General features: G+C 64.7%; 15 protein-coding genes. 5 read left to right on the top strand and 10 right to left on the bottom strand.

Annotation, left to right across the window (positions count from 1 at the left end):
- Positions 1-163: 163 nt before the first annotated feature.
- The 5 genes from BCY88_RS09935 to BCY88_RS09915 form a co-directional block, all read right to left on the bottom strand.
- The gene (locus tag BCY88_RS09935) at positions 164-1,084 is read right to left on the bottom strand and encodes a MaoC family dehydratase (RefSeq protein ID WP_120344084.1); all 921 of its coding nucleotides are present in this window, start codon (positions 1,082-1,084) and stop codon (positions 164-166) included.
- A 2-nt stretch (positions 1,085-1,086) separates the two neighbouring features.
- The gene (locus tag BCY88_RS09930) at positions 1,087-2,505 is read right to left on the bottom strand and encodes a 3-oxoacyl-ACP reductase (protein WP_120344083.1); all 1,419 of its coding nucleotides are present in this window, start codon (positions 2,503-2,505) and stop codon (positions 1,087-1,089) included.
- A gap of 123 nt (positions 2,506-2,628) precedes the next feature.
- On the bottom strand, positions 2,629-5,127 hold the full coding sequence (locus BCY88_RS09925) for an acyl-CoA dehydrogenase (RefSeq protein WP_120344082.1): 2,499 nt from the start codon (positions 5,125-5,127) through the stop codon (positions 2,629-2,631).
- A 281-nt stretch (positions 5,128-5,408) separates the two neighbouring features.
- The gene (locus BCY88_RS09920; protein WP_120344081.1) at positions 5,409-6,302 is read right to left on the bottom strand and encodes a TetR/AcrR family transcriptional regulator; all 894 of its coding nucleotides are present in this window, start codon (positions 6,300-6,302) and stop codon (positions 5,409-5,411) included.
- A gap of 379 nt (positions 6,303-6,681) precedes the next feature.
- A complete protein-coding gene (locus BCY88_RS09915) occupies positions 6,682-7,902 on the bottom strand; it encodes an MFS transporter (protein ID WP_120344080.1) in 1,221 nt (406 codons plus the stop codon).
- A 406-nt stretch (positions 7,903-8,308) separates the two neighbouring features.
- Here BCY88_RS09915 and BCY88_RS09910 point away from each other — a divergent pair, with 406 nt between their 5' ends.
- Positions 8,309-8,683 (top strand): MAPEG family protein, encoded by a 375-nt coding sequence (locus tag BCY88_RS09910; RefSeq protein ID WP_120344079.1) that lies wholly within the window; start codon positions 8,309-8,311, stop codon positions 8,681-8,683.
- A gap of 213 nt (positions 8,684-8,896) precedes the next feature.
- Positions 8,897-10,228 carry a chloride channel protein gene (locus BCY88_RS09905; RefSeq protein ID WP_120344078.1) on the top strand — a complete coding sequence of 444 codons (1,332 nt, stop codon included), beginning with the start codon at positions 8,897-8,899 and terminating at the stop codon, positions 10,226-10,228.
- A 65-nt stretch (positions 10,229-10,293) separates the two neighbouring features.
- Here BCY88_RS09905 and BCY88_RS09900 read toward each other — a convergent pair whose 3' ends face one another.
- On the bottom strand, positions 10,294-10,674 hold the full coding sequence (locus tag BCY88_RS09900) for a cupin domain-containing protein (RefSeq protein ID WP_120344077.1): 381 nt from the start codon (positions 10,672-10,674) through the stop codon (positions 10,294-10,296).
- On the opposite strand from BCY88_RS09900, the gene BCY88_RS09895 reads away from it, so the two are divergent.
- The 3 genes from BCY88_RS09895 to BCY88_RS09885 are packed head-to-tail and all read left to right on the top strand — an operon-like array spanning position 10,666 to position 13,696.
- Positions 10,666-11,835 carry an ABC transporter substrate-binding protein gene (locus tag BCY88_RS09895; RefSeq protein WP_220669661.1) on the top strand — a complete coding sequence of 390 codons (1,170 nt, stop codon included), beginning with the start codon at positions 10,666-10,668 and terminating at the stop codon, positions 11,833-11,835. The two genes, BCY88_RS09900 and BCY88_RS09895, sit on opposite strands and share 9 nt — an antisense overlap.
- A 14-nt stretch (positions 11,836-11,849) precedes the next feature.
- Positions 11,850-12,926, top strand: a complete 1,077-nt coding sequence (locus BCY88_RS09890) for an ABC transporter permease subunit (RefSeq protein ID WP_259461337.1) — start codon at positions 11,850-11,852, stop codon at positions 12,924-12,926.
- Positions 12,923-13,696 carry an ATP-binding cassette domain-containing protein gene (locus BCY88_RS09885; protein WP_120344075.1) on the top strand — a complete coding sequence of 258 codons (774 nt, stop codon included), beginning with the start codon at positions 12,923-12,925 and terminating at the stop codon, positions 13,694-13,696. The genes BCY88_RS09890 and BCY88_RS09885 overlap by 4 nt, the downstream gene beginning before the upstream one ends.
- Positions 13,697-13,771: 75 nt before the next feature.
- Here BCY88_RS09885 and BCY88_RS09880 read toward each other — a convergent pair whose 3' ends face one another.
- The 4 genes from BCY88_RS09880 to BCY88_RS09865 are packed head-to-tail and all read right to left on the bottom strand — an operon-like array spanning position 13,772 to position 18,785.
- On the bottom strand, positions 13,772-15,109 hold the full coding sequence (locus BCY88_RS09880; RefSeq protein ID WP_120344074.1) for an LLM class flavin-dependent oxidoreductase: 1,338 nt from the start codon (positions 15,107-15,109) through the stop codon (positions 13,772-13,774).
- Positions 15,110-15,139: 30 nt separating this feature from the next.
- The gene (locus BCY88_RS09875; protein WP_120344073.1) at positions 15,140-16,876 is read right to left on the bottom strand and encodes a dipeptide ABC transporter ATP-binding protein; all 1,737 of its coding nucleotides are present in this window, start codon (positions 16,874-16,876) and stop codon (positions 15,140-15,142) included.
- Positions 16,873-17,742 carry an ABC transporter permease gene (locus BCY88_RS09870; protein WP_120344072.1) on the bottom strand — a complete coding sequence of 290 codons (870 nt, stop codon included), beginning with the start codon at positions 17,740-17,742 and terminating at the stop codon, positions 16,873-16,875. The genes BCY88_RS09875 and BCY88_RS09870 overlap by 4 nt, the downstream gene beginning before the upstream one ends.
- 14 nt (positions 17,743-17,756) lie before the next feature.
- Positions 17,757-18,785, bottom strand: coding sequence for an ABC transporter permease (locus BCY88_RS09865; RefSeq protein ID WP_259461334.1), 1,029 nt, complete (start codon positions 18,783-18,785; stop codon positions 17,757-17,759).
- Positions 18,786-18,808: the final 23 nt, after the last annotated feature.

The following is an 18,808-nucleotide window of genomic DNA, read 5'->3' as shown; positions in this document are numbered from 1 at the left end:
ATGGTGCGAATAGTGCGGATGGTGCGAACGGTACGATCGGTGTGACGGGCCGGTAAGGCCTGGTTGCGTCGATATGGCTGTAAGCTGAACAACGATTCGCAGGCGGTTTCCATTCCACGCCATGAAGAAAAGCCGCCCGTGCGTGGCACTGTGTGCGAGCGCTTCATAGCAGCTTCCACTGCATACGGCCGCGCAAATGCGGTTTTTCCCCCGCGATGTCACGCACCTCGAAGTCGCGCTCGATCAGCGAGGGCGATGCGCTCCACAGCGATGCTTCACCGGGCAGCAGCATCGGCAACTTGAATTCGGCGGACAGCGTGGCTTCGGCGAGCGGCTTCGGCGGTTGCAGCGCGGCGGCGGCGCGCGCCAGGGTCCACATGCCGTGTGCTATGGCGCGCGGAAAGCCGAACACCTTCGCGGACAGCGCGGTGAGGTGAATCGGGTTGTAGTCGCCGGACACGCGCGCGTAGTCGCGGCCCAGTTGCGACGGCAACTGCCAGCGCGAGAGTCGTTCCAGCGCAACGGGTCCGGGCTCCAGCGGATCGAGCAGGCTGCCGCTCGCCGGCACGCCGCGTTTCAGATAGACGCTGTCGCCGTCCCACACCGCTTCGCCGCGGCGGTACATGCGTGTATGCAGCACGAACGCCTGACCCTTGTCATGACGCAGCAGCGCGCCGAACTCCACCTCGACGCGCAGCATGTCCTTGTAAGTGAGGGGCCGGCGCAGCCGCACGTGGTTCGCCAGATGCACGAGGCCGAGCGCGGGCCAGGGAAATGCCGGGTCGGTCAGCATCAGCAGATGCAGCGGGAAGGCGAGCAGATGCGGATACGTGAGCGGCACGCCGTGCTCGGGGATGAAGCCGCAGACCTGCGAATAACGCCAGATCGACCCGGGGTCGAGCGCCACCGCGGGGCGCACGAGGCGCAACGCCGGCAAGTGCGTGTCGCGCCCGCGTTTGACGATGCCGGCCAACGCGCGCCCATACAGCTTGGCCGGCGCGGGCAACTGCTCGATCAGGACGGTCTTCGGACGGCCCGCGCTCGCGGCGTGAGCGCTCCGGAACGGATCACCCGGCTCAGCCATGCTCACGCTCCAATCAGGCTTTGTCCGCACACGCGCACGATCTGGCCGCTCACGCCGGCCGATCCCGGATGCGCGAACCACGCGATGGTTTGCGCCACGTCCACCGGCTGGCCGCCCTGGCTCATCGAATTCATGCGGCGGCCGGCCTCGCGGATGGTCAGCGGAATCTTCGCGGTCATCTGCGTTTCGATGAAACCGGGCGCGACCGCGTTGATCGTGATGCCGCGCGCGCGCAGATGCGGCGCCATGCTTTGCACCCGGCCGATCACGCCCGCTTTCGAGGCGGCGTAATTGGTCTGGCCGAGATTGCCGGCAATGCCGCTGATCGACGACACCGCGACGATGCGGCCGCCGTCGCGCAGGATACCGGCCGCGAGCAGGGCGTCGTCGATCCGTTCCTGCGCGGACAGGTTGATGTCGATTACGCTTTGCCAGGCGGCGTCGGTCATCTTCGCGATGGTTTTGTCCTTGGTGATGCCGGCGTTGTGCACGACGATATCCACGCCCTGTTCGTCGAGCGCCGCGGCGATTTGCGCGGGCGCTTCGGGCGCGGCGATGTCGAAGGCGAGGGCTGTGCCGTTCAACTGGCGCATGGTCGAATCGAGTGCTTCGCGCGCCGACGGGATGTCGATGCCGATCACGTGCGCGCCTTCCGCCGCGAGCACGCTCGCGATCGATGCGCCGATGCCGCGCGCGGCGCCGGTGACGACGGCGCGCCGCCCCGCGAGCGGCTGAGTCCAGTCAAACGCCGGCAGGGCCCCGGCGCCGAGGCCGGCCGGCACGCCGACGCGCACCACCTGGCCCGACACGTACGCGGAGCGCGGCGACAGAAAGAATCGCAACGTCGCTTCGATGCCGTTCTCGGCGCCTTGTTCCACGTAGACGAGGTTCGCGGTGATGCCGCGCCGCGCTTCCTTGCCGAGCGAACGCGTGAGGCCTTCGAGCGCGCGCTGCGCGGTCCATTGACGCGGGTTTGCGCAGGCTTCCGGCGGCCGTCCCAGCACGATGATGCGGCCACATTTGCCGAGCGAGCGTAACGTATCGTGGAAGAAGCCGTGCAGCGATTCAAGCTGACTACTGTCTTCGATGCCGCTCGCATCGAACAGCAGGGCGGCGAGCTTGCCGTGCGAACCGGGTTCGGCCGCCTCGAAACGGCCCGTCATCAGACCATGCCGATTCGCGAGCGGCACCCACAACCCCGCGCTTTCATGCGCGACGCTGGTCATGCCGACGCTTGCCACGAGCGTCGCGAGCGCGTCGAGCAGATGCGGTTCGCGGCCCGCGCCGATCGCGATCAGGCCGTCGAACTCGGGCTGGTCCGCGCGATAGCGGCGCAGTACCTCAGGCTTCGGTAGGCCCAACGAGCGCGCGAGGCGCGCGCCGAAAGGCGAATTGACGAAGTTCAGATAAGAGTCGTTCATTGTGTTCGTTGCTCCGCTGGCCAGGCCCGAAGGACGTCCATCTGGGGGACGCCGGACGTGTGTCAGTGTGCACCCAGTTTGGGGCATCTGCGTGTGCCCCGCCTGGATGTTTTTTTAAGGCACTCAGGCCGCGAGTTCCAGCGCTTTTTCCAGCATGTCCTTGCGTTTCTGCAAATTGGCGAGCATGTCGAAGTCGGGCGGGAAGTCGTCGACCTGCACGACTTGCGCGCCATACCGTGCGTAGTCGTCCAGCACCCGGTGATCGTCGGCGTCGATCAGGCCTTTCTGCTGGGCGTTTTCCGTCCATGCGGCCAGTTGCGGCAGGCTTTGCGGCATCGCTTCGAGCAGGCCTTGCTTGACCGCTTCACGCAGTTTCTGGTCGATCTGCGTGAAGCGCGGGTTCAGTTCGAACACGAGCTCGCCGTAGCCGAGCGCATCGACGTCCGGATGCGGCACGTACGAGTCGGACACCAGCCGGTTGCGCGCCGCGCCCGGCGTTTGCATCAGCTCCGCGATCTCGGTGCCGAGCTGGTCGGACGGTTCGCGGTGCGGCAGACCGAACGGAAAGGCCAATGCGCGCACCAGACCCGCGGCGAAGCGGTTCGGATAGTTCGCGAGCACGCCGTCGAGCGCCTGTTGCGCCTTGTACAGAGAGTCTTCGACACCCCAGCGCACCAGCGGCAGATCTTCTTCCTGACGGCCTTCGTCTTCGAAACGCTTGAGCGTCGCGGAGATCAGGTAGAGCTGCGAGAGCACGTCGCCCAGACGCCCCGAGATACGTTCGCGCCGTTTCAGGTCGCCGCCGAGCACGAACATGGAGACGTCGGCGAGCAACGCGAACGCGGTGGAGATTCGGGTCGCCGCGCGGTAGTACGGCAACAACGGCACGTATGCCGTGCGCGGTTTGGCGATGAACGCGCCGCCGGTGATGCCATAAACGAAACTGCGCACTACATTGGAAAGCGTGAAACTGACGTGGCCGAAGAAGGCGGCATCGAAATCGCGCAGCGCCTTGGCGCGATCCGTTTCGCGCGTGGCCTCCATTTCCTTCAGCACGTACGGATGACAGCGGATCGCGCCCTGGCCGAAGATGATCAGGCAACGCGTGAGAATGTTCGCGCCTTCCACGGTGATCGCAATCGGCACCTGCTGATAGGCGCGCGCGAGAAAGTTCGACGGCCCCATGCAGATGCCCTTGCCGGCGGCGACGTCCATGCCGTCGTTGATGACCATGCGGGCGCGTTCGGTGATGTGATACTTCGCGATCGCCGAGATCACCGAGGGCTTCTCGCCGAGGTCCACCGCATGCGCGGACAGGCGGCGCGCGGCGTCCATCACGTAGAGATTGCCGCCCATGCGGCCGAGCGCTTCCTGCACGCCCTCGAACTTGCCGACGGCGGTGCGGAACTGACGGCGAATCGCGGCATAGGCGCCGGTGCCGCGCACGGCGATTTTCGCCATCCCCACATTCGACGACGGCAGCGAAATCGCACGGCCCGCCGCGAGACACTCCATCAGCATGCGCCAGCCGTTGCCGACCTGGGCACGGCCGCCAATCACCCAGTCGAGCGGAATGAAGACGTCTGTGCCCGAGTTCGGGCCGTTCTGGAACACCGCGTTCAGCGGCCAATGACGGCGGCCGATGTTGACGCCAGGATGATCGGTCGGAATCAGCGCGCAGGTGATGCCGGGTTCCTCATTCGAACCGAGCAGACGATCGGGATCGAGCGCGCGGAACGCGAGGCCGAGCACGGTGGCGATCGGTCCGAGCGTGATATAGCGCTTGTCCCACGTAACGCGAAAACCCAGCGTTTCGCGGCCTTCAAAGATGCCCTTGCAGACGATGCCGACGTCCGGAATCGCGGCGGCATCCGAGCCCGCGTAAGGGCTCGTCAATGCGAAGCAGGGGATATCGTCGCCGCGCGCGAGGCGCGGAAGATAGTGGTTCTTCTGCTCTTCGGTGCCGTAGTGCATCAGTAGCTCGGCGGGGCCGAGCGAGTTCGGCACCATCACCGAAACGGCGGCAGCCGAGCAGCGCGTGGAGAGCTTCATGATGACCTGCGAATGCGCGTAAGCGGAGAACTGCTTGCCGCCGTACTGCTTCGGAATGATCATGCCGAGAAAGCCGCGCTCCTTGATGTACTGCCAGGTTTGCGGCGACAGGTCCTGCCACACCATGGTGGTTTCCCAGTCGTTCGCGAGGTCGCACAGGTGCTCGCATTCGACGTCGAGAAACGCCTGTTCCTCGGCGGAGAGCGTGGCCGGGCCATAGCCGAGCAGCGTGTCCCAATGCGGGCGTCCGGAGAACAACTGGGCGTCCCACCAGACGGTGCCGGCTTCGATGGCGTCGCGCTCGGTCGGCGACATCTCCGGCAGGATTTTGCGGAAGATGTCGAGCACGGGTTTCGTGAGCCACATACGGCGCAGCGGTTTGAGCGTGAGGACGAGCGCGGGGAGCACGAACACGATGGCGAGCACCGCCGTCGCCACCGGACCCGCTGCGCCACTGACATGCGCGGCCGCCACCCAGACGATCATGAAGGCAAGCCACCATGAGGCGCGCGCCTGAACGTAGACGAGCGCGAGCGCGGCAATGACGAGTACCAGGTTGAACCACGACATGACGTTTCCTCCTGTTTCGATGGTGCGTGCGAACGCATCCACGGGTCGCGGACGGCTCGCGTTCTATTGATCTTCCAACTGGCGGTGTTGCTGCTACGTCGCGTGCTTGAGGCGCTTTCGCGTTGCGCCCCTGCTGCGTTTTTCGTGTCGTGTTTTCAGTTCGACAGCGTGACGTTGTTTAGGTGCGGGACTTAGACGTGCTGCTCGGATATGCGGTATTCCTTCATGCTTCGTTACGCGGACGGCCCACCCCGGCGCCGCCCGCATTTCTTCAGCCTGATTCAGGCCGTGCCGTGCAACGCGGGCAGAAACGAACTCGCCTCGACGTTGCCGCCGCGCCGTTCACCGTCCGAGACCGCCGGCGCCGACGCTTCGAATCCGCCAGACTCACTCGATCCGCCTGACACCGGTTGCGTACCTGCAACGCCAGCAGCAGGATTCGCGCCTTCTGTCTGGCCTTCGGGAGCGCTTTCGGTCGCGTCGCCCAATACCGCGGCGAAGGTGGCCAGTTGCGAGCCGTCGGGCAGGGGCGCTTTCAGCGCGGCCACCATCAGCGAAGCGAGACGCGCGATCAGTTGCAGATCGTTCATCGACTTGCCCTGCGAGAACTCGGAAATCAGGCTGTCGGTATCGGTGCCGGCCAGCACCCCGGACAGCGCGCCGATCGCGAAGTGCAGACGCCAGCCGAGTTCCTCACGCGGCAGATGCGGCAGCGCACGCTGGAAGGCATCGAAAAAACGCACCGCGACCGACTCGTAATGCGCATTCAGAAAGTCGCGAATGAACGCCGACGGATCGGTATAGGCGCGCCCCAGCAAGCGCAAAAACGCCTTGCCGCCGACGCGCGGATCGCGCGAGAGCCGCAGCGCGGGAATGAACATGGCGCCGAGCACGTGCTCGCAGGTCAGGCGCGCGCCGAGCATGTCGTCGAAGCGGTCGAGCAGCTTGAGCCGCTCCTGGTTGAGCCGGTCGAGCCGGCGCGACAGCATCGAATGAATCAGCGATTCCTTGCTGCCGAAGTGATAGTTGACCGCCGCGAGATTCACTTCGGCTCGCGAAGTAATCTGGCGCAAGGACATGGCCTCATAGCCGCATTCGATGAAGAGTGTTTCGGCGGCGTCGAGGATGCGGGACTTCGTGTCGCCGGCGTGCCGGCCTGTTGTGCGAACTGCCATTTTGCGTCTCCCAGTTGCCGGGCATCCGGCCCGCAAACAAGCGATTCAAATGACTATTTGAAACAGTCGTTTTTTTCAGGATAAAGAAGGATGAGGACTGCGATCAAGGGCTCGGTGTGGACTAACTCCTCTAGAAGACCTGACGAAGGTCCGTCTTTCCAATGCGCGCGGGCACGTCAAACCGCGCGGAAATAAAAAAGGCCGTTCCGATCGAAATCGGAACGGCCTCGTATTGCTTGCTACCTGTGTTGGCCTTGCGTTCTGTGTTGCGCGGCGCCGCTCGTTGGCGGTGCTTATTTGCTCAGTGGCGGTTCGAGCCCGCCTTTGCGGCTATTGTGCCTGATAACGCGCCGGCGAAATAGCTGTTTAGTTCGAACGCTTAAAGCTGTGCCGCGACCTGTTTCGCGGACTGCGTCATGTCGATGCCGCGGCGCTCACGGCTAAACGGAATCAGCACCGCGATCGCCACGGCCACGATACCGATCACGACGGCCATGATCAACGCGTAGTTGTTGCCATGCGCTTCAGCGGCGCTCGCCTGCAGCGGGCCGTTGACCGACGCGATCAGATTGCCCAGCTGGTACACGAGACCCGGGAACGTCGCGCGAATTTCATCGGGCGAGATTTCGTTGAGGTGCACCGGAATCACGCCCCACGCGCCTTGCACGGAGATCTGCATCAGGAAGGCGCCGGCCGCGAGCAGCACAGGCGTCGTGGAGAAAGCCCACAGCGGCAACACCGGCAAGGCGATCAAGGCGGCGATGAAGATCGCGCGCTTGCGGCCGATCTTCTCCGAGAACCAGCCGAAGAACAGACCGCCGCAGATCGCACCGATGTTCAGCGTGATCGTGATGAACGACACCGTATGCGCGTCGAATCCATGCTGCACGCGCAGGAAAGTCGGATACAGATCCTGCGACCCGTGCGAGAAGAAATTGAACGCGGTCATCAGCACGATCGCGTAGAGCGACAGCCCGACGTTCTGTTTGAGCGTAGCGACGAGACCCAGACGCGTCTTCTTCTCGAGCGTCTTGAAAGCCGGCGACTCCGGCACATGTGCCCGCACATACAGGACGAGCAAGGCCGGCAGCACGCCGACGAAGAACATGCCGCGCCAGCCAATGTATTGATAGAAGACACCGAACACGACCGAAGCGAGCAGGTAGCCGCTCGGATAGCCGGCTTGCAGCAGACCCGAGACGATGCCACGCGATTTCGGCGGCACGGTTTCCATCGTCAGTGCGCCGCCCACGCCCCATTCACCGCCCATCGCAATGCCGAACAGGGCGCGCAGCACGAGCAGGGTGGTCAGATTGGGTGAGAAGCCGGACAGCAATTCCAGCAGCGAGAAGCACGCGATATTGACCATCAGCGTGGGACGGCGGCCGTATTTGTCGGCGAGCCACCCGAAAATCAATGCGCCGACCGGACGCATAATCAGGGTCAGCATAATGCCGAAGGCAACCGTGGGGATTTTCGTATTGAACTCCGCCGCGATATCTTTCAATACGAACACCATTAGAAAGAAATCGAATGCGTCGAGAGTCCAGCCCAGATAGGCGGCGATCGTGACGTTTCTCTGTTCCCGTGTCCAGCTCATTGATTGTTCTCCTGAGTCTCCAATAACCCGTGTTTGACGACGGGCGGCTCTGCAGCCCCGTGTGCCCTGTGCTGTGGGCTTCGAGCGAGTGTACGCCGAGCGTTAAACGCTTGCATGATTGAACCCGCATTTATCCGTATTAATCCCTGGAGCGAATTTCAGGCTGAATCTCGCTGCATGGAGAATGTTTGGAAAACGTAATTATTGTATTAATTGCGTTTGATTCATTGTTGGTTATTTGTAATATAAATCCGGCGGCCGCGAGCGGGAATCCACTCAATCGGATTTGCCGGTTTCGACCGCTGGTAGAGGCGGCCCTCGCGGGATTCAGGTTGGCGGCGGCGGATGCCGGCAGGTATAAAAGCGGCTCGCGGCATTCACGCCGCGCATACAGGGAGACCGAAGAATGACAATTCCGCATCTGTGCCTGCTCATCGTAGTGGTGCTGCCGTTTCCATGGATCATGCTCGCGAAGGTCAGCAAGCGCTACGACAACGGCGCGCCGCGCACGTATCTCGCCGGCCTCGAAGGCTGGCGCGCGCGAGCTTACGCGGCGCATCAGAACGCATGGGAAGCTTTGGCGATGTTCACCGCGGCGATCGTCGTGGCTGGGCAGGCAGGTGGGGCGAGCCCGTGGATCAACTGGCTGGCGATCACTTTTGTCGTTGTGCGCGTGCTGCACGGCCTGCTGTACGTGGCGAATCTGGCGTCGTTGCGCTCGCTGGTGTGGTTTGTCGGCGTCGCGTGTGTTGTGTCGATGTTTTTCGTATCGGCGAGCTAAGCAGGACGAACGGCGGCCCGATGCCGGCGGATACGCACCGCCGGCGCTCGCGATCCTGATTGCTTTGCGCGTTCATGGTCTTTGTCCAGGAAGACGGATGCGCTCAACATATGCGTACAGCGCATTAGTCGAGCAGAAAAATTAATTGGATTCATGTTGCGACGCGGAATAAGATGATCGCCATCCCATTAATGTCGCCGGTCCCGACGCGCCATGTCACTCAAATCACTCATTTCAGCGCCTGCGCGGCGCGGGCAAAAACCGTTTGCGGTATTGGCCGTAGTCACCTTGCTGACCGGTATTGGCGCCGGCCTCGGCGGTATGTTGCTCGCCTTGCTGCTGCACGGCATTCAGCACCTTGCCTACGGCTACAGCATGACGCACCTGATCAGCAGCGAGAGTTTTCTGCAAGGTGTCACCGGCGCCGCGCCTGAACGCCGCCTGCTGGTCCTGACGCTATGCGGTCTCGTGGCGGGACTCGGCTGGTGGGCGTTGTACCGTTTCGGGCGGCCGCTCGTGAGCATCCGCCAGGCCGTCAAATCCGACGATCCGCGTATGCCGATTCTGAGCACGATCGTGCATGCGTTGCTGCAGATCGTGACCGTGGCGCTCGGCTCGCCGCTCGGGCGTGAAGTCGCGCCGCGCGAGATCGGCTCGGTGCTGGCCGGATGGTTGTCGTATCGCGCGGGCCTGTCGGTCGAGCAGAGCCGGATCATGGTCGCATGCGGCGCCGGCGCGGGATTGGCTGCTGTCTACAACGTGCCGCTCGGCGGCGCGGTGTTCGTGCTCGAGGTCCTGCTGGGGACGTTCGGCTGGAAGGCGTTGGTGCCTGCCGTGGTGACGTCCGCGGTGGCGGCACTGATCGCGCAGTTTGGTCTTGGCAACGAGCATCAGTATCTGGTGCCTGCGCTGACGGTGAGTACAACGCTGGTGGTCTGGGCCGTGGTGTGCGGGCCGCTTTTCGGTGCCGCAGCATGGGGTTTTTCGGAAGTGACGAAGCGCGCGCGGGCTCAGGCGCCGAAGGATTGGCGTTTGCCGGTGTTGTCGCTGTTGAACTTCGCGATCGTCGGCGTGCTGGCGATGCACTTTCCGCAGTTGCTCGGAAATGGCAAAGGGCCGGCGGGACTGGCGTTCGACGGCAACCTGACGATCACGCTCGCGGCCATGTTGCTGGTGCTGAAGGTGGTGATTACCGTGAGTAGTTTGCGCGCGGGGGCCGAGGGCGGTCTGCTGACGCCGGGGCTCGCGAATGGCGCGTTACTGGCGATCGTGCTCGGCGGTGCCTGGAGTCTTTTCTGGCCGGGGGCTTCTTTGGGCGCGTTCGCCGTTATCGGTGCGACGGCATTTCTGGCCGCATCGATGCAGATGCCGATAACCGCCGTGGTGCTCATGTTCGAATTTACCCGGGTGGGTCACGACTTTCTGATTCCGGTTCTGTTTGCCGTCGGCGGCGCCGCGTTGAGTTTTCAGGCGTGCGTGAAGTGGGCGCCGGCGTTGCAGTCCGGTTCTGGTTTCAACTGGGGTGGGGCGGGCAAAGCGCGCTAGCGTGCTTCGCGCTTGCTGCAATGAAAAGACCTCACGCGGGTCCGCCAGCGTGTTGCAAGGAATCCTCAGCGTGAGCCCCCAGCAGGGCTTGCGCTCACCGAATCGAAAAGCTGATCGAGCTCGTACATGAGCAGGAACATGCACCCGGTCACGCTGCAAAATCCTCGTTCGATCGTCCCCGCTTCCGCCACGCCGACGCATCCGCGCGCTAGCGGCCGGCCGTTCCATGTCACTTCGCCCTCAAGCACATAAATGAACTCCGGGCCCGTGTGAAGGTGGTCGGGAAACGTTGCTCCGGGTGAAAAACGCACGAGCTGAATTGCGCGGCCGTTCGCCTTGCCCAGGTTTTTCACTTCGACACCCTTCGCGAGGGTCGACGGTATCCAGGGGGCGCCGTTCGAATCGCTCCAGCGAAATTGTGGTCCTGCCGATGGATCATGAGTCATGTCGTCTCGCCTTTCCGCCTGCGTACGCACAGTTATATGCGGAAACGATGCAGGAAAACACCAGGGTCGCGACCAACGCTCGCCAGTATACTGGCCCACTGCCAGACGCCATCACTTCAGGAAAGTCGGAACGCGTCAGGTGAAGCGCCGTTCGTCGGACTCAACAGGAGGAAGGCAAAAATGAAGCGCGTCGTTTCCCACTATCTGGTTGCACTGGCAACGTTCGTTGCCTGTTCTTTCACCGGTGTGGCGCACGCGGATGCCGCGCATCCCGTCGTCGCGTTGCTGCCGGGCGTTACCGATCCTTTCTACTTCACGATGCATCGTGGCGCCGAGCGGGCCGCGAATGAAGAGCACGTCCAGTTGTTATTCCAGGTGCCCAAGGCGTGGAATACCACCGAGCAGGTGCCGATCCTCAAGGCGTTCATCGCCAAACGCCCGGATGTCCTGCTGGTTTCGCCGGTCGACAAGCAGCAATTGATCGGACCGCTAAAGGAAGCGGCTGACGCAGGCATCAAGATCATCACGGTCGATACCTATATCGGCGACGGGCACTATCAAACCGGCAAGGGCGACGCGGATTTCCCGCTCTCCTATATTGCTTCGGACAACCTGGAAGGCGGCCGCGTGGCGGCGCGCGCGCTTGCCAAGGCCATCGGCGACAAGGGGACGGTCTATTGTGAAAACAACAAACCCGGCATCTCCAGTACCGACGCGCGCGCCGAGGGTTTCCTCGATGAAATGAAGAAGCACCCGAACATCAAGGTGCTGCAAACGCAATATAACGAAGACGATGCGAACCGCGCCGCATCCCACGTCGCTGCGGTGCTCGCGCGCAACCCCGACCTTGCCGGCGTGTTCGGCGCCAACACTTTCTCCGGCAGCGGCGCCGCGCAAGGCGTCAAAGCGGCCGGCAAGCAGGGCGTTGTCAAGGTCGTGGTGTTCGACGCCGTGCCCGGCATCGATCAGCAGATCAAGAGCGGTCTCGTGGATATCGCGATCGCGCAGCGTCCGGACGAGATCGGCTATTACGGCGTGAAGTTCGCGGCGGATCTGATCCACGGAAAGAAGATTCCGCCGTTCAAGAGCACGGGCTTTGTCGTGCTCGATAAGACCAACATCGACCAGCCGGATATGAAGCAGTACATCTATTCCAACTAGGCACGCGCTGTCGAATGAGGACAACCCCCGTGCGCGCCGATGCGCGCACTCGGGCGCCACTCCAGGCCACTCCCGATTTCCCGGACGATTCGATGGACAACTCGGTGGACAACTCGGTGGACAACTCACGACTCGACAGGCTCGCACTGGTCAGCAAGGTCTGGCCCTGGCTTTTCCTCGCTGCGTTACTGGTGTTTTTCGAAGTCTGGGCGCGGATATCGGATCATCGCTCGTTTATCTTCAACGCCTATAACCTGCAGTCGATCGGACTCGCGGCCAGCGCGCCGCTACTGCTCGCGATCGGCCAGACCTTTGTGATCATCACGGCGGGTATCGATCTGTCGGTGGGATTCGTCATGGGACTGGCCGCCGTGTGTGTCGCGCAATTTACGCTATTGGGCAGCGGCTCGCCGTGGGTTCTGCTGTTTTCCATTCCACTGACCGTCGCGGTGTGCGCGATTCCAGGGCTCGTCAACGGCGTGCTGATCGCGCGGCTCGGCGTACCGGCCTTTATCGGCACGCTCGGCATGTATGGTGTCGCCCGGGGCGCGGGGTTTCTGGCGGCCGGAAGCGGCATGACCGTGGCGGTGGACAACGCCGGACTCGTCTGGCTCGGCCGCGGCTGGACGCCAGTGGTGCTGACCGCCGTGTTGCTGATCGTCATGCATTGGGTGTTGTCAAAGACGCGATTCGGCCAGTACACCTATGCAATCGGCGGCAATCCGCAGTCGGCGATGCGCGCGGGGATCAATGTCAGACGCCATCTGCTGGTGATCTATCTGATCGCCGCCGCGTTTGCCGCGATCGGCGGCATCGTCTATACGGCCCGCTTTGCCGCGGGTGCCGCCAACGCCGGGGAGCCGATGCTGCTCGACTCGATCGCGGCGGTCGTGATCGGCGGGGCGAGTCTGTTCGGCGGCACCGGCAATGTGATCGGCACGCTGATTGGCGCGTTGATCATCGCGGTGATCGAATTCGGACTGGTATTCATCGACGTCAACGCGTTCTGGCAATTTATCGTGGTCGGCATTGTCATCATCATGTCGGTGCTGATCGATCAGTACAAGGAACGTCTCGGAGGCGCGCAATGAGCATGCCGATCCTCGAGGCGCGCGACATCTCGATCCGTTTCGGCGGCGTGGAGGCGCTGCGGCGTGTCTCGCTGCGGCTGATGGCGGGCGAAGTGCTGGCGCTCGCGGGCGACAACGGCGCGGGCAAGTCGACCCTCATCAAGATCATCTCCGGCGTCTACCACGCCGACGCCGGCCACCTGCTGTTCAACGGCACACCCTTGCAGTTGCGCGACCCGCAGGACGCGCGCAATCAGGGGATCGAGACGATCTATCAGGATCTCGCGCTCGCCGACAACCTCGATGTGGGAAGCAACATCTTTCTCGGGCGCGAGCCGACACGCCGCCAGTTCGGGCTGCAGGTGATCGACCGGGCGCACATGGCGAAGGTCGCGCGCGAAGTGCTCGAGCGGCTCGATATCGTGATTCCCGAGCGCAAGCTTGGCGCGCCGGTGAAGATGCTCTCGGGCGGTCAACGGCAGGCGATCGCGATCGGCCGCGCGATTTACTGGAATGCGCGCGTGCTGATCATGGACGAGCCGACCGCCGCGCTCGGCGTACCCGAACAACGCAAAGTCATGGAGTTGATCGCCGCGCTGAAAGTGCAGGGCGTGTCCGTGATTCTGATCTCGCACAATCTCCACGACATCTTTGCGATTGCCGATCGCGTGGTTGTGTTGCGGCGTGGCGAGGTGGCGGGCGAACGTCTCGTGGCCGGGACCAACGGCGACGAGATCGTCCATCTGATGGTAGGCGACACCTACGCGAACGCACGCGGATCGGATCACTAAGCACTGCGTTCGGCCGGAGCCGCGATCTATAGGGCGGCCTGCGCGTCTACAAATGAGCGAGGCCGCCGCTGCCGCTCAGGCTGTCCGCGCGAACTGGTTGACCGGATAGTCCAGCCCAAGATGCTCACGCAGCGTCGCGCCTTCGTAGTCGCGCCGATAGGCGCCGCGCTCCTGCAGGATCGGCACCACCTTCGTCGCGAAGTCGGTGAAAGCAGTCGGCGTGCCGCCGCGTACGATGAAGCCGTCGGTCGCACGGGCGTCGACCCACGCCTGCAGCCCGTCGGCGACCTGCTCGGCTGTGCCGGCGAAACTTGGGCGCGGTGTTGCCGCTTCGAGCGCGGCTTCGCGCAACGTCAGCCGGCGCTCGTAGGCGTCGCGCTTGATCGCGTCGGTGGTGCTGCGGAACTGATTGCTGCCGAGTTCGCCGAGGTCCGGGAACGGCGCATCGAGCGGATACTGCGAGAAGTCGTGGTGATCGAAGTAGCGGCCGAGATAATCCAGCGCGTTGTCGATCGTCACCAGCCGCGCGGTTTCCTGGTAGCGCGCCTCGGCGTCGTCGGCCGAATCGGCGACGATCACACTGATTCCCTGGAACACTTTCAGACTGTCCGGTGCCCGGCCGTGCGCGGCAAGCCGTTTCTGCACGTCCGCGTAGAACGCCTGCGCGAGCGGAATCGTCTCCTGGCGGGTGTAGATCGCGTCCGCATGCTCGGCCGCGACGGCCTTGCCGTCCTCGGACGCGCCTGCCTGGAACAGGATCGGCCGCCCCTGCCGCGAGCGGCCGATGTTGAGCGGTCCCGCGACCGAGAAGAACTCGCCGCTGTGATTCAGCGTGTGCAGCTTGTCAGGGTCGAAGAACACGCCGCTCGCCTTGTCGCGAACGAATGCATCGTCCTCCCAGGAATCCCACAGTCCCTTTGTTACGCTCAGGAATTCCGCTGCGATCCGATAGCGCAGCGCGTGCTCGGGATGTTTGTCGCGCGAGAAATTCTTCGCGGACCCCTCGAGCGGCGACGTGACGACGTTCCAGCCGGCACGGCCGTCGCTCAGATGGTCGAGGCTCGAGAACTGGCGGGCGACGGTGAACGGATCGCTGTATGACGTCGAGAGCGTGCCGACGAGGCCGATCCGCTCGGTGATGGAGGCGAGCGCCGACAGCAGCGTCAGCGGCTCAAAACGGTTCAGAAAGTGCGGGATGGATTTCGCGTTGATGTGCAGGCCGTCCGCGACGAACAGCAGATCGAACTTCGCGGCTTCGGCCTCGCGCGCGAGTTGCTGGACGAAGTGCACATTGATGCTTGCGTCGGCGACGGCGTCCGGGTGCCGCCAGGCCGACATGTTGCCCGATGGCCCCTGGATGATCGCGCCGAGATGGATCCGGCGCGGCGACGCGGTGATGGAGGACTGGCTCATGGTGGACTCAGGTGGAAGAGAGGGTGGGCGTCACGCGAGTGCCGCGTGTGTCGCATGCGGCGCCCGCTCGGGAAGACTCGGCAGCGCGTCGAGCAACGATGCGGTGTACGGATGCGTGGGCGCGTTGAACACGCGCTCGACGGGTCCGGTTTCGACGACGCGGCCGTGCCGCATCACGATGATCCGGTCGGCGACGTGATGGACCACACCGAGATCGTGCGAGATGAACAGCATCGCGGTGCCGTGTTCGGCTTGCAGGTCCGCCAGCAGATCGAGCACCTGTGCCTGGATCGACACGTCGAGTGCGCTGACGGGTTCGTCGGCGACGAGCAGCGCCGGATTCGGCGCGAACGCGCGCGCGATCGCGACGCGCTGCCGCTGACCGCCCGACAGTTCGCGCGGGTAGCGGTCGTAACAACCGGGGCCGAGCCTCACTTCGTCGAGCAGTTGCAGCACGCGGCGGCGGCGCGCGTCGCCTCGCACGCCGCTGGCATCGAGGCTCTCGCCGACGATCTGGCCGACGGTGTAGCGCGGATCGAACGAACTGTAGGGGTCCTGCGCGATCAGCTGGAGTCCGGCGCGGCGAGCCCGGCGCGCGGATTCGGGCAGGCTGCTCCATGGTTGGCCGTCGAGCGTGACCTGTCCGCTGTCCGGCGCGAGGAGACCGAGCACGATTCGCGCGACGGTCGACTTGCCCGAACCGGATTCACCGACGATGCCGAGCGTCTCGCCTTTGGCGAGAGTGAACGACACCTCGTCTACCGCGGCGGGGGCATCGGCCTGCGCGCCGTAGCGCTTCGTCACCGCTTCGACTGACAGCACCCAGTCCTGCTGGACGATCCGCTTTTGCGGCAGCGGGATTCGCTCGACGGCCGGCGGGTTGTCCGTGGGCCGCGTGTCGGGCGCGAGCCGGAAGCCGCGCGACGCGGGCCCCGGGATCGCAGCCAGCAACTGCCGCGTGTACGGATGGGAGGGCGCGCTCAGCACCTGGTGCGTGGGTCCCTGTTCGACCACGCGGCCCGCGCGCATCACCAGCACGCGGTCGGCAAGCTCGGCGACGACCGCGAGGTCGTGGCTGATCAGCAGCAGCGCGTCGCCCGCGTCGCGGCGCGCGCGCAGCAGCGCCAGAATCTGCCGCTGCACTGTCATGTCGAGCGCGGTGGTCGGTTCGTCGGCGATCAGCAGCGACGCCCCGCCGGCGATCGCGGTGCCGATCAGCACGCGCTGCCGCAGGCCGCCCGACAACTGATGCGGATATTGCGGCAGCCGGCGCTGCGGATCGTCGATACCGACCGAGCGCAGGAGCGCTGCGCTGCGCTCGCGGACCTCGCGCGCCGGTACGCCGCGCTGCGCCTCGGCGACCAGATCGCGAACCCGCCACAGCGGATCGAGCGAGACGAGCGCGTCCTGCAGCACGTAGCCGATCTGGCGGCCGCGGATGGCGCGCCAGTCGCGCTCACGATAGCGGCGCGCGTCGTTGCCGGCGATCTCGAAGCGCTCGGCCTGCCACTCGGCGTTCGCACCGTTCAAGCCCACCAGGCTGCGTGCGGTCACCGATTTGCCGGAACCCGATTCGCCGACGAGCGCGACGCATTCGCCCGCATACACGCTCAGGTCGAGCGGGCCGACAACCGGCTGCGTTGCGTGCCGGCCGCGAAAGCCGATGCTCAGATTGTCGATGCGGACCACGGGTTCGCCGCGCGTGCGCACGCTGGCTGCCGCACGCACGGAAGAGACGAGGGGAGCTGGAATAGCGGTGGCGTTCATTCGGTCTCCCGACGTTCGAAACGTGCTTGCCAGTAGCCACCTAGCGTATTCACGGCGACCACCGCAAGCGTGATCGCGACGCCTGGCCAGACGGCGATCCACCACGCGTTGTAGAGATAATTGCGGCCCTCGGCGAGCATCAATCCCCATTCAGCGGTCGGTGGCTGCGGCCCCATGCCGAGGAAGCTGAGCCCGGACGTGCCGATGATCGCGGTGCCGAGTCCGATCGTCGCCAGCACGGGCACCTGGGCAATCGCATGCGGTAGCACGTGCCGCCACACGAGTACCCACGGCGCGAGGCCGAATGTCCTCGCCTGTTCGACGTAACCGGATTCCGCGACCACGAACGTCTGCGCGCGCACGACCCGCGCGAACCGCGGCACCGAGGCGACGCCGAGCGCGAACAGCAGGTTGACCGCGCCGGGCCCGGTAAACGAGATCAGCATGAGTGCGAGCAGCAGGTCCGGGAAGGCCGACACGACATCGAGAAAACGGGTGATCGCCTCGTCGAGCCAGCCTCGCGCGAGCCCGGCGATCAGGCCGAACAGGGTGCCGGCGAACGTCGCGACGGCAATCGCCGCTGCGCTGATCGACAGCGAGTAGCGCGCGCCGTAGACGACCCGGGCGAAGATGTCGCGGCCGAGCTGGTCGGTGCCGAGCCAGTGTTCCGCGCTGCTGCCGAGCTGCGCGGACACCGGGTCCGCCGCGAGCGGATCGTAGTGAGTCAGCCACTCGGGTGCGAACACCGCGACGACGTTGAGGATCAGGTACACCGCAGCCAGCGCAAGACCGGGATGGCGGCGCACCCAGCCGGCCGCGCGCAAGCCCGCGTGTGCGCGGTAGGGCAATTGAAGAGGAACGGACATGGCGGATCTCCGGTTCAGCGGCGCGAGCGCCGCTCGCGCAGGCGCGGATCAATCAGTAGATAGAGCAGGTCGACCGCTGTGCTGAGCGCGACATAGATCGCGGCCGACAGGATCGCGATGGCGAGAATCACAGGCATATCTCTCGCGAGCACGGCGTCGACGGTGATCTTGCCGAGACCCGGCCGGCCGAACACCTGCTCCGTGATGACCGCGCCACTCAGAAGCCCGCCGACCAGCCAGCCGGCGAGCGTGACGGCCGGCAGCGCCGCGTGCCGCAGCGCATGCCGCACGCGCAGCGCGAGCTCGCCGACGCCCCACGAGCGCACGGTCAGCGCGAACGGCTCGTCGAGCGCGCGTTCAATGCCTTTGCGCAGCACACGGCCGATCACGGCGCCCTGCGCCAGCCCGAGCGACAACGCAGGCAGCACGATCGACGCAAAGCCGCGATCGCCGGCCACGGGGAACAGCTTCAGCGTGAAGCTGAAAACGAACAGCAGCATGATCCCGAGCCAGAACGAGGGTGTCGACGCAAGCAGCAGTTCGAGTCCGGACGCGGCGCGGCTGCCCCAACGGCGGCCGGCGCTCAGCACCGCGAGTCCGACCGCGAATACGATCGTCACGACGAGCGCGGCGCCGGTCAGCTTCAGCGTCGGCCACAACTGGCTGATTACGAGCGGCGCCACCTCGGTGTTGAGAATGTAGGAGCGGCCGAAATCGCCGTGCAGGACGCGCCACAGATAGTGCAGATACTGCAGGTAGAGCGGCTCGTCGAGCCCCCACTCCTGGCGGATCGCCGCCTGGATCGCGGGCGTGCTCAGCTGTTCGCCGATCAGCAGGCTGACGATGTCGCCGGGCGCAAGCTGCACCGCGGCGAACGACAGCGTCACGGCCGCCCACAGCACCAGCACACCGGTGACGAGGCGCGTCGCCACTGGCGAGCGCAACCATCGCCTGCGCGACGCGCGTGTGGCTGTGGGCGACGAGATGAGCAAGGCGGGCGACGTGCCGGCGCCAGGGTCGGGAAGGGTGGTCGGATGCGTCATGGTCGGATTACCTCGTGCTTGCG

It is taken from the genome of Paraburkholderia fungorum (assembly GCF_003610895.1).
GTDB lineage: Bacteria > Pseudomonadota > Gammaproteobacteria > Burkholderiales > Burkholderiaceae > Paraburkholderia > Paraburkholderia fungorum_B.
This window is presented reverse-complemented; position numbering and strand designations above follow the sequence as displayed.

Coding starts and splice junctions, on each gene's coding strand:
- BCY88_RS09935 (WP_120344084.1), bottom strand. CDS start 1,084: ATGGCTGAGCCGGGTGATCCGTTCCGGAGCGCTCACGCCGCGAGCGCG.
- BCY88_RS09910 (WP_120344079.1), top strand. CDS start 8,309: ATGACAATTCCGCATCTGTGCCTGCTCATCGTAGTGGTGCTGCCGTTT.
- BCY88_RS09890 (WP_259461337.1), top strand. CDS start 11,850: ATGAGGACAACCCCCGTGCGCGCCGATGCGCGCACTCGGGCGCCACTC.
- BCY88_RS09900 (WP_120344077.1), bottom strand. CDS start 10,674: ATGACTCATGATCCATCGGCAGGACCACAATTTCGCTGGAGCGATTCG.
- BCY88_RS09905 (WP_120344078.1), top strand. CDS start 8,897: ATGTCACTCAAATCACTCATTTCAGCGCCTGCGCGGCGCGGGCAAAAA.
- BCY88_RS09915 (WP_120344080.1), bottom strand. CDS start 7,902: ATGAGCTGGACACGGGAACAGAGAAACGTCACGATCGCCGCCTATCTG.
- BCY88_RS09920 (WP_120344081.1), bottom strand. CDS start 6,302: ATGGCAGTTCGCACAACAGGCCGGCACGCCGGCGACACGAAGTCCCGC.
- BCY88_RS09865 (WP_259461334.1), bottom strand. CDS start 18,785: ATGACGCATCCGACCACCCTTCCCGACCCTGGCGCCGGCACGTCGCCC.
- BCY88_RS09930 (WP_120344083.1), bottom strand. CDS start 2,505: ATGAACGACTCTTATCTGAACTTCGTCAATTCGCCTTTCGGCGCGCGC.
- BCY88_RS09925 (WP_120344082.1), bottom strand. CDS start 5,127: ATGTCGTGGTTCAACCTGGTACTCGTCATTGCCGCGCTCGCGCTCGTC.
- BCY88_RS09895 (WP_220669661.1), top strand. CDS start 10,666: ATGAGTCATGTCGTCTCGCCTTTCCGCCTGCGTACGCACAGTTATATG.
- BCY88_RS09885 (WP_120344075.1), top strand. CDS start 12,923: ATGAGCATGCCGATCCTCGAGGCGCGCGACATCTCGATCCGTTTCGGC.
- BCY88_RS09880 (WP_120344074.1), bottom strand. CDS start 15,109: ATGAGCCAGTCCTCCATCACCGCGTCGCCGCGCCGGATCCATCTCGGC.
- BCY88_RS09870 (WP_120344072.1), bottom strand. CDS start 17,742: ATGTCCGTTCCTCTTCAATTGCCCTACCGCGCACACGCGGGCTTGCGC.
- BCY88_RS09875 (WP_120344073.1), bottom strand. CDS start 16,876: ATGAACGCCACCGCTATTCCAGCTCCCCTCGTCTCTTCCGTGCGTGCG.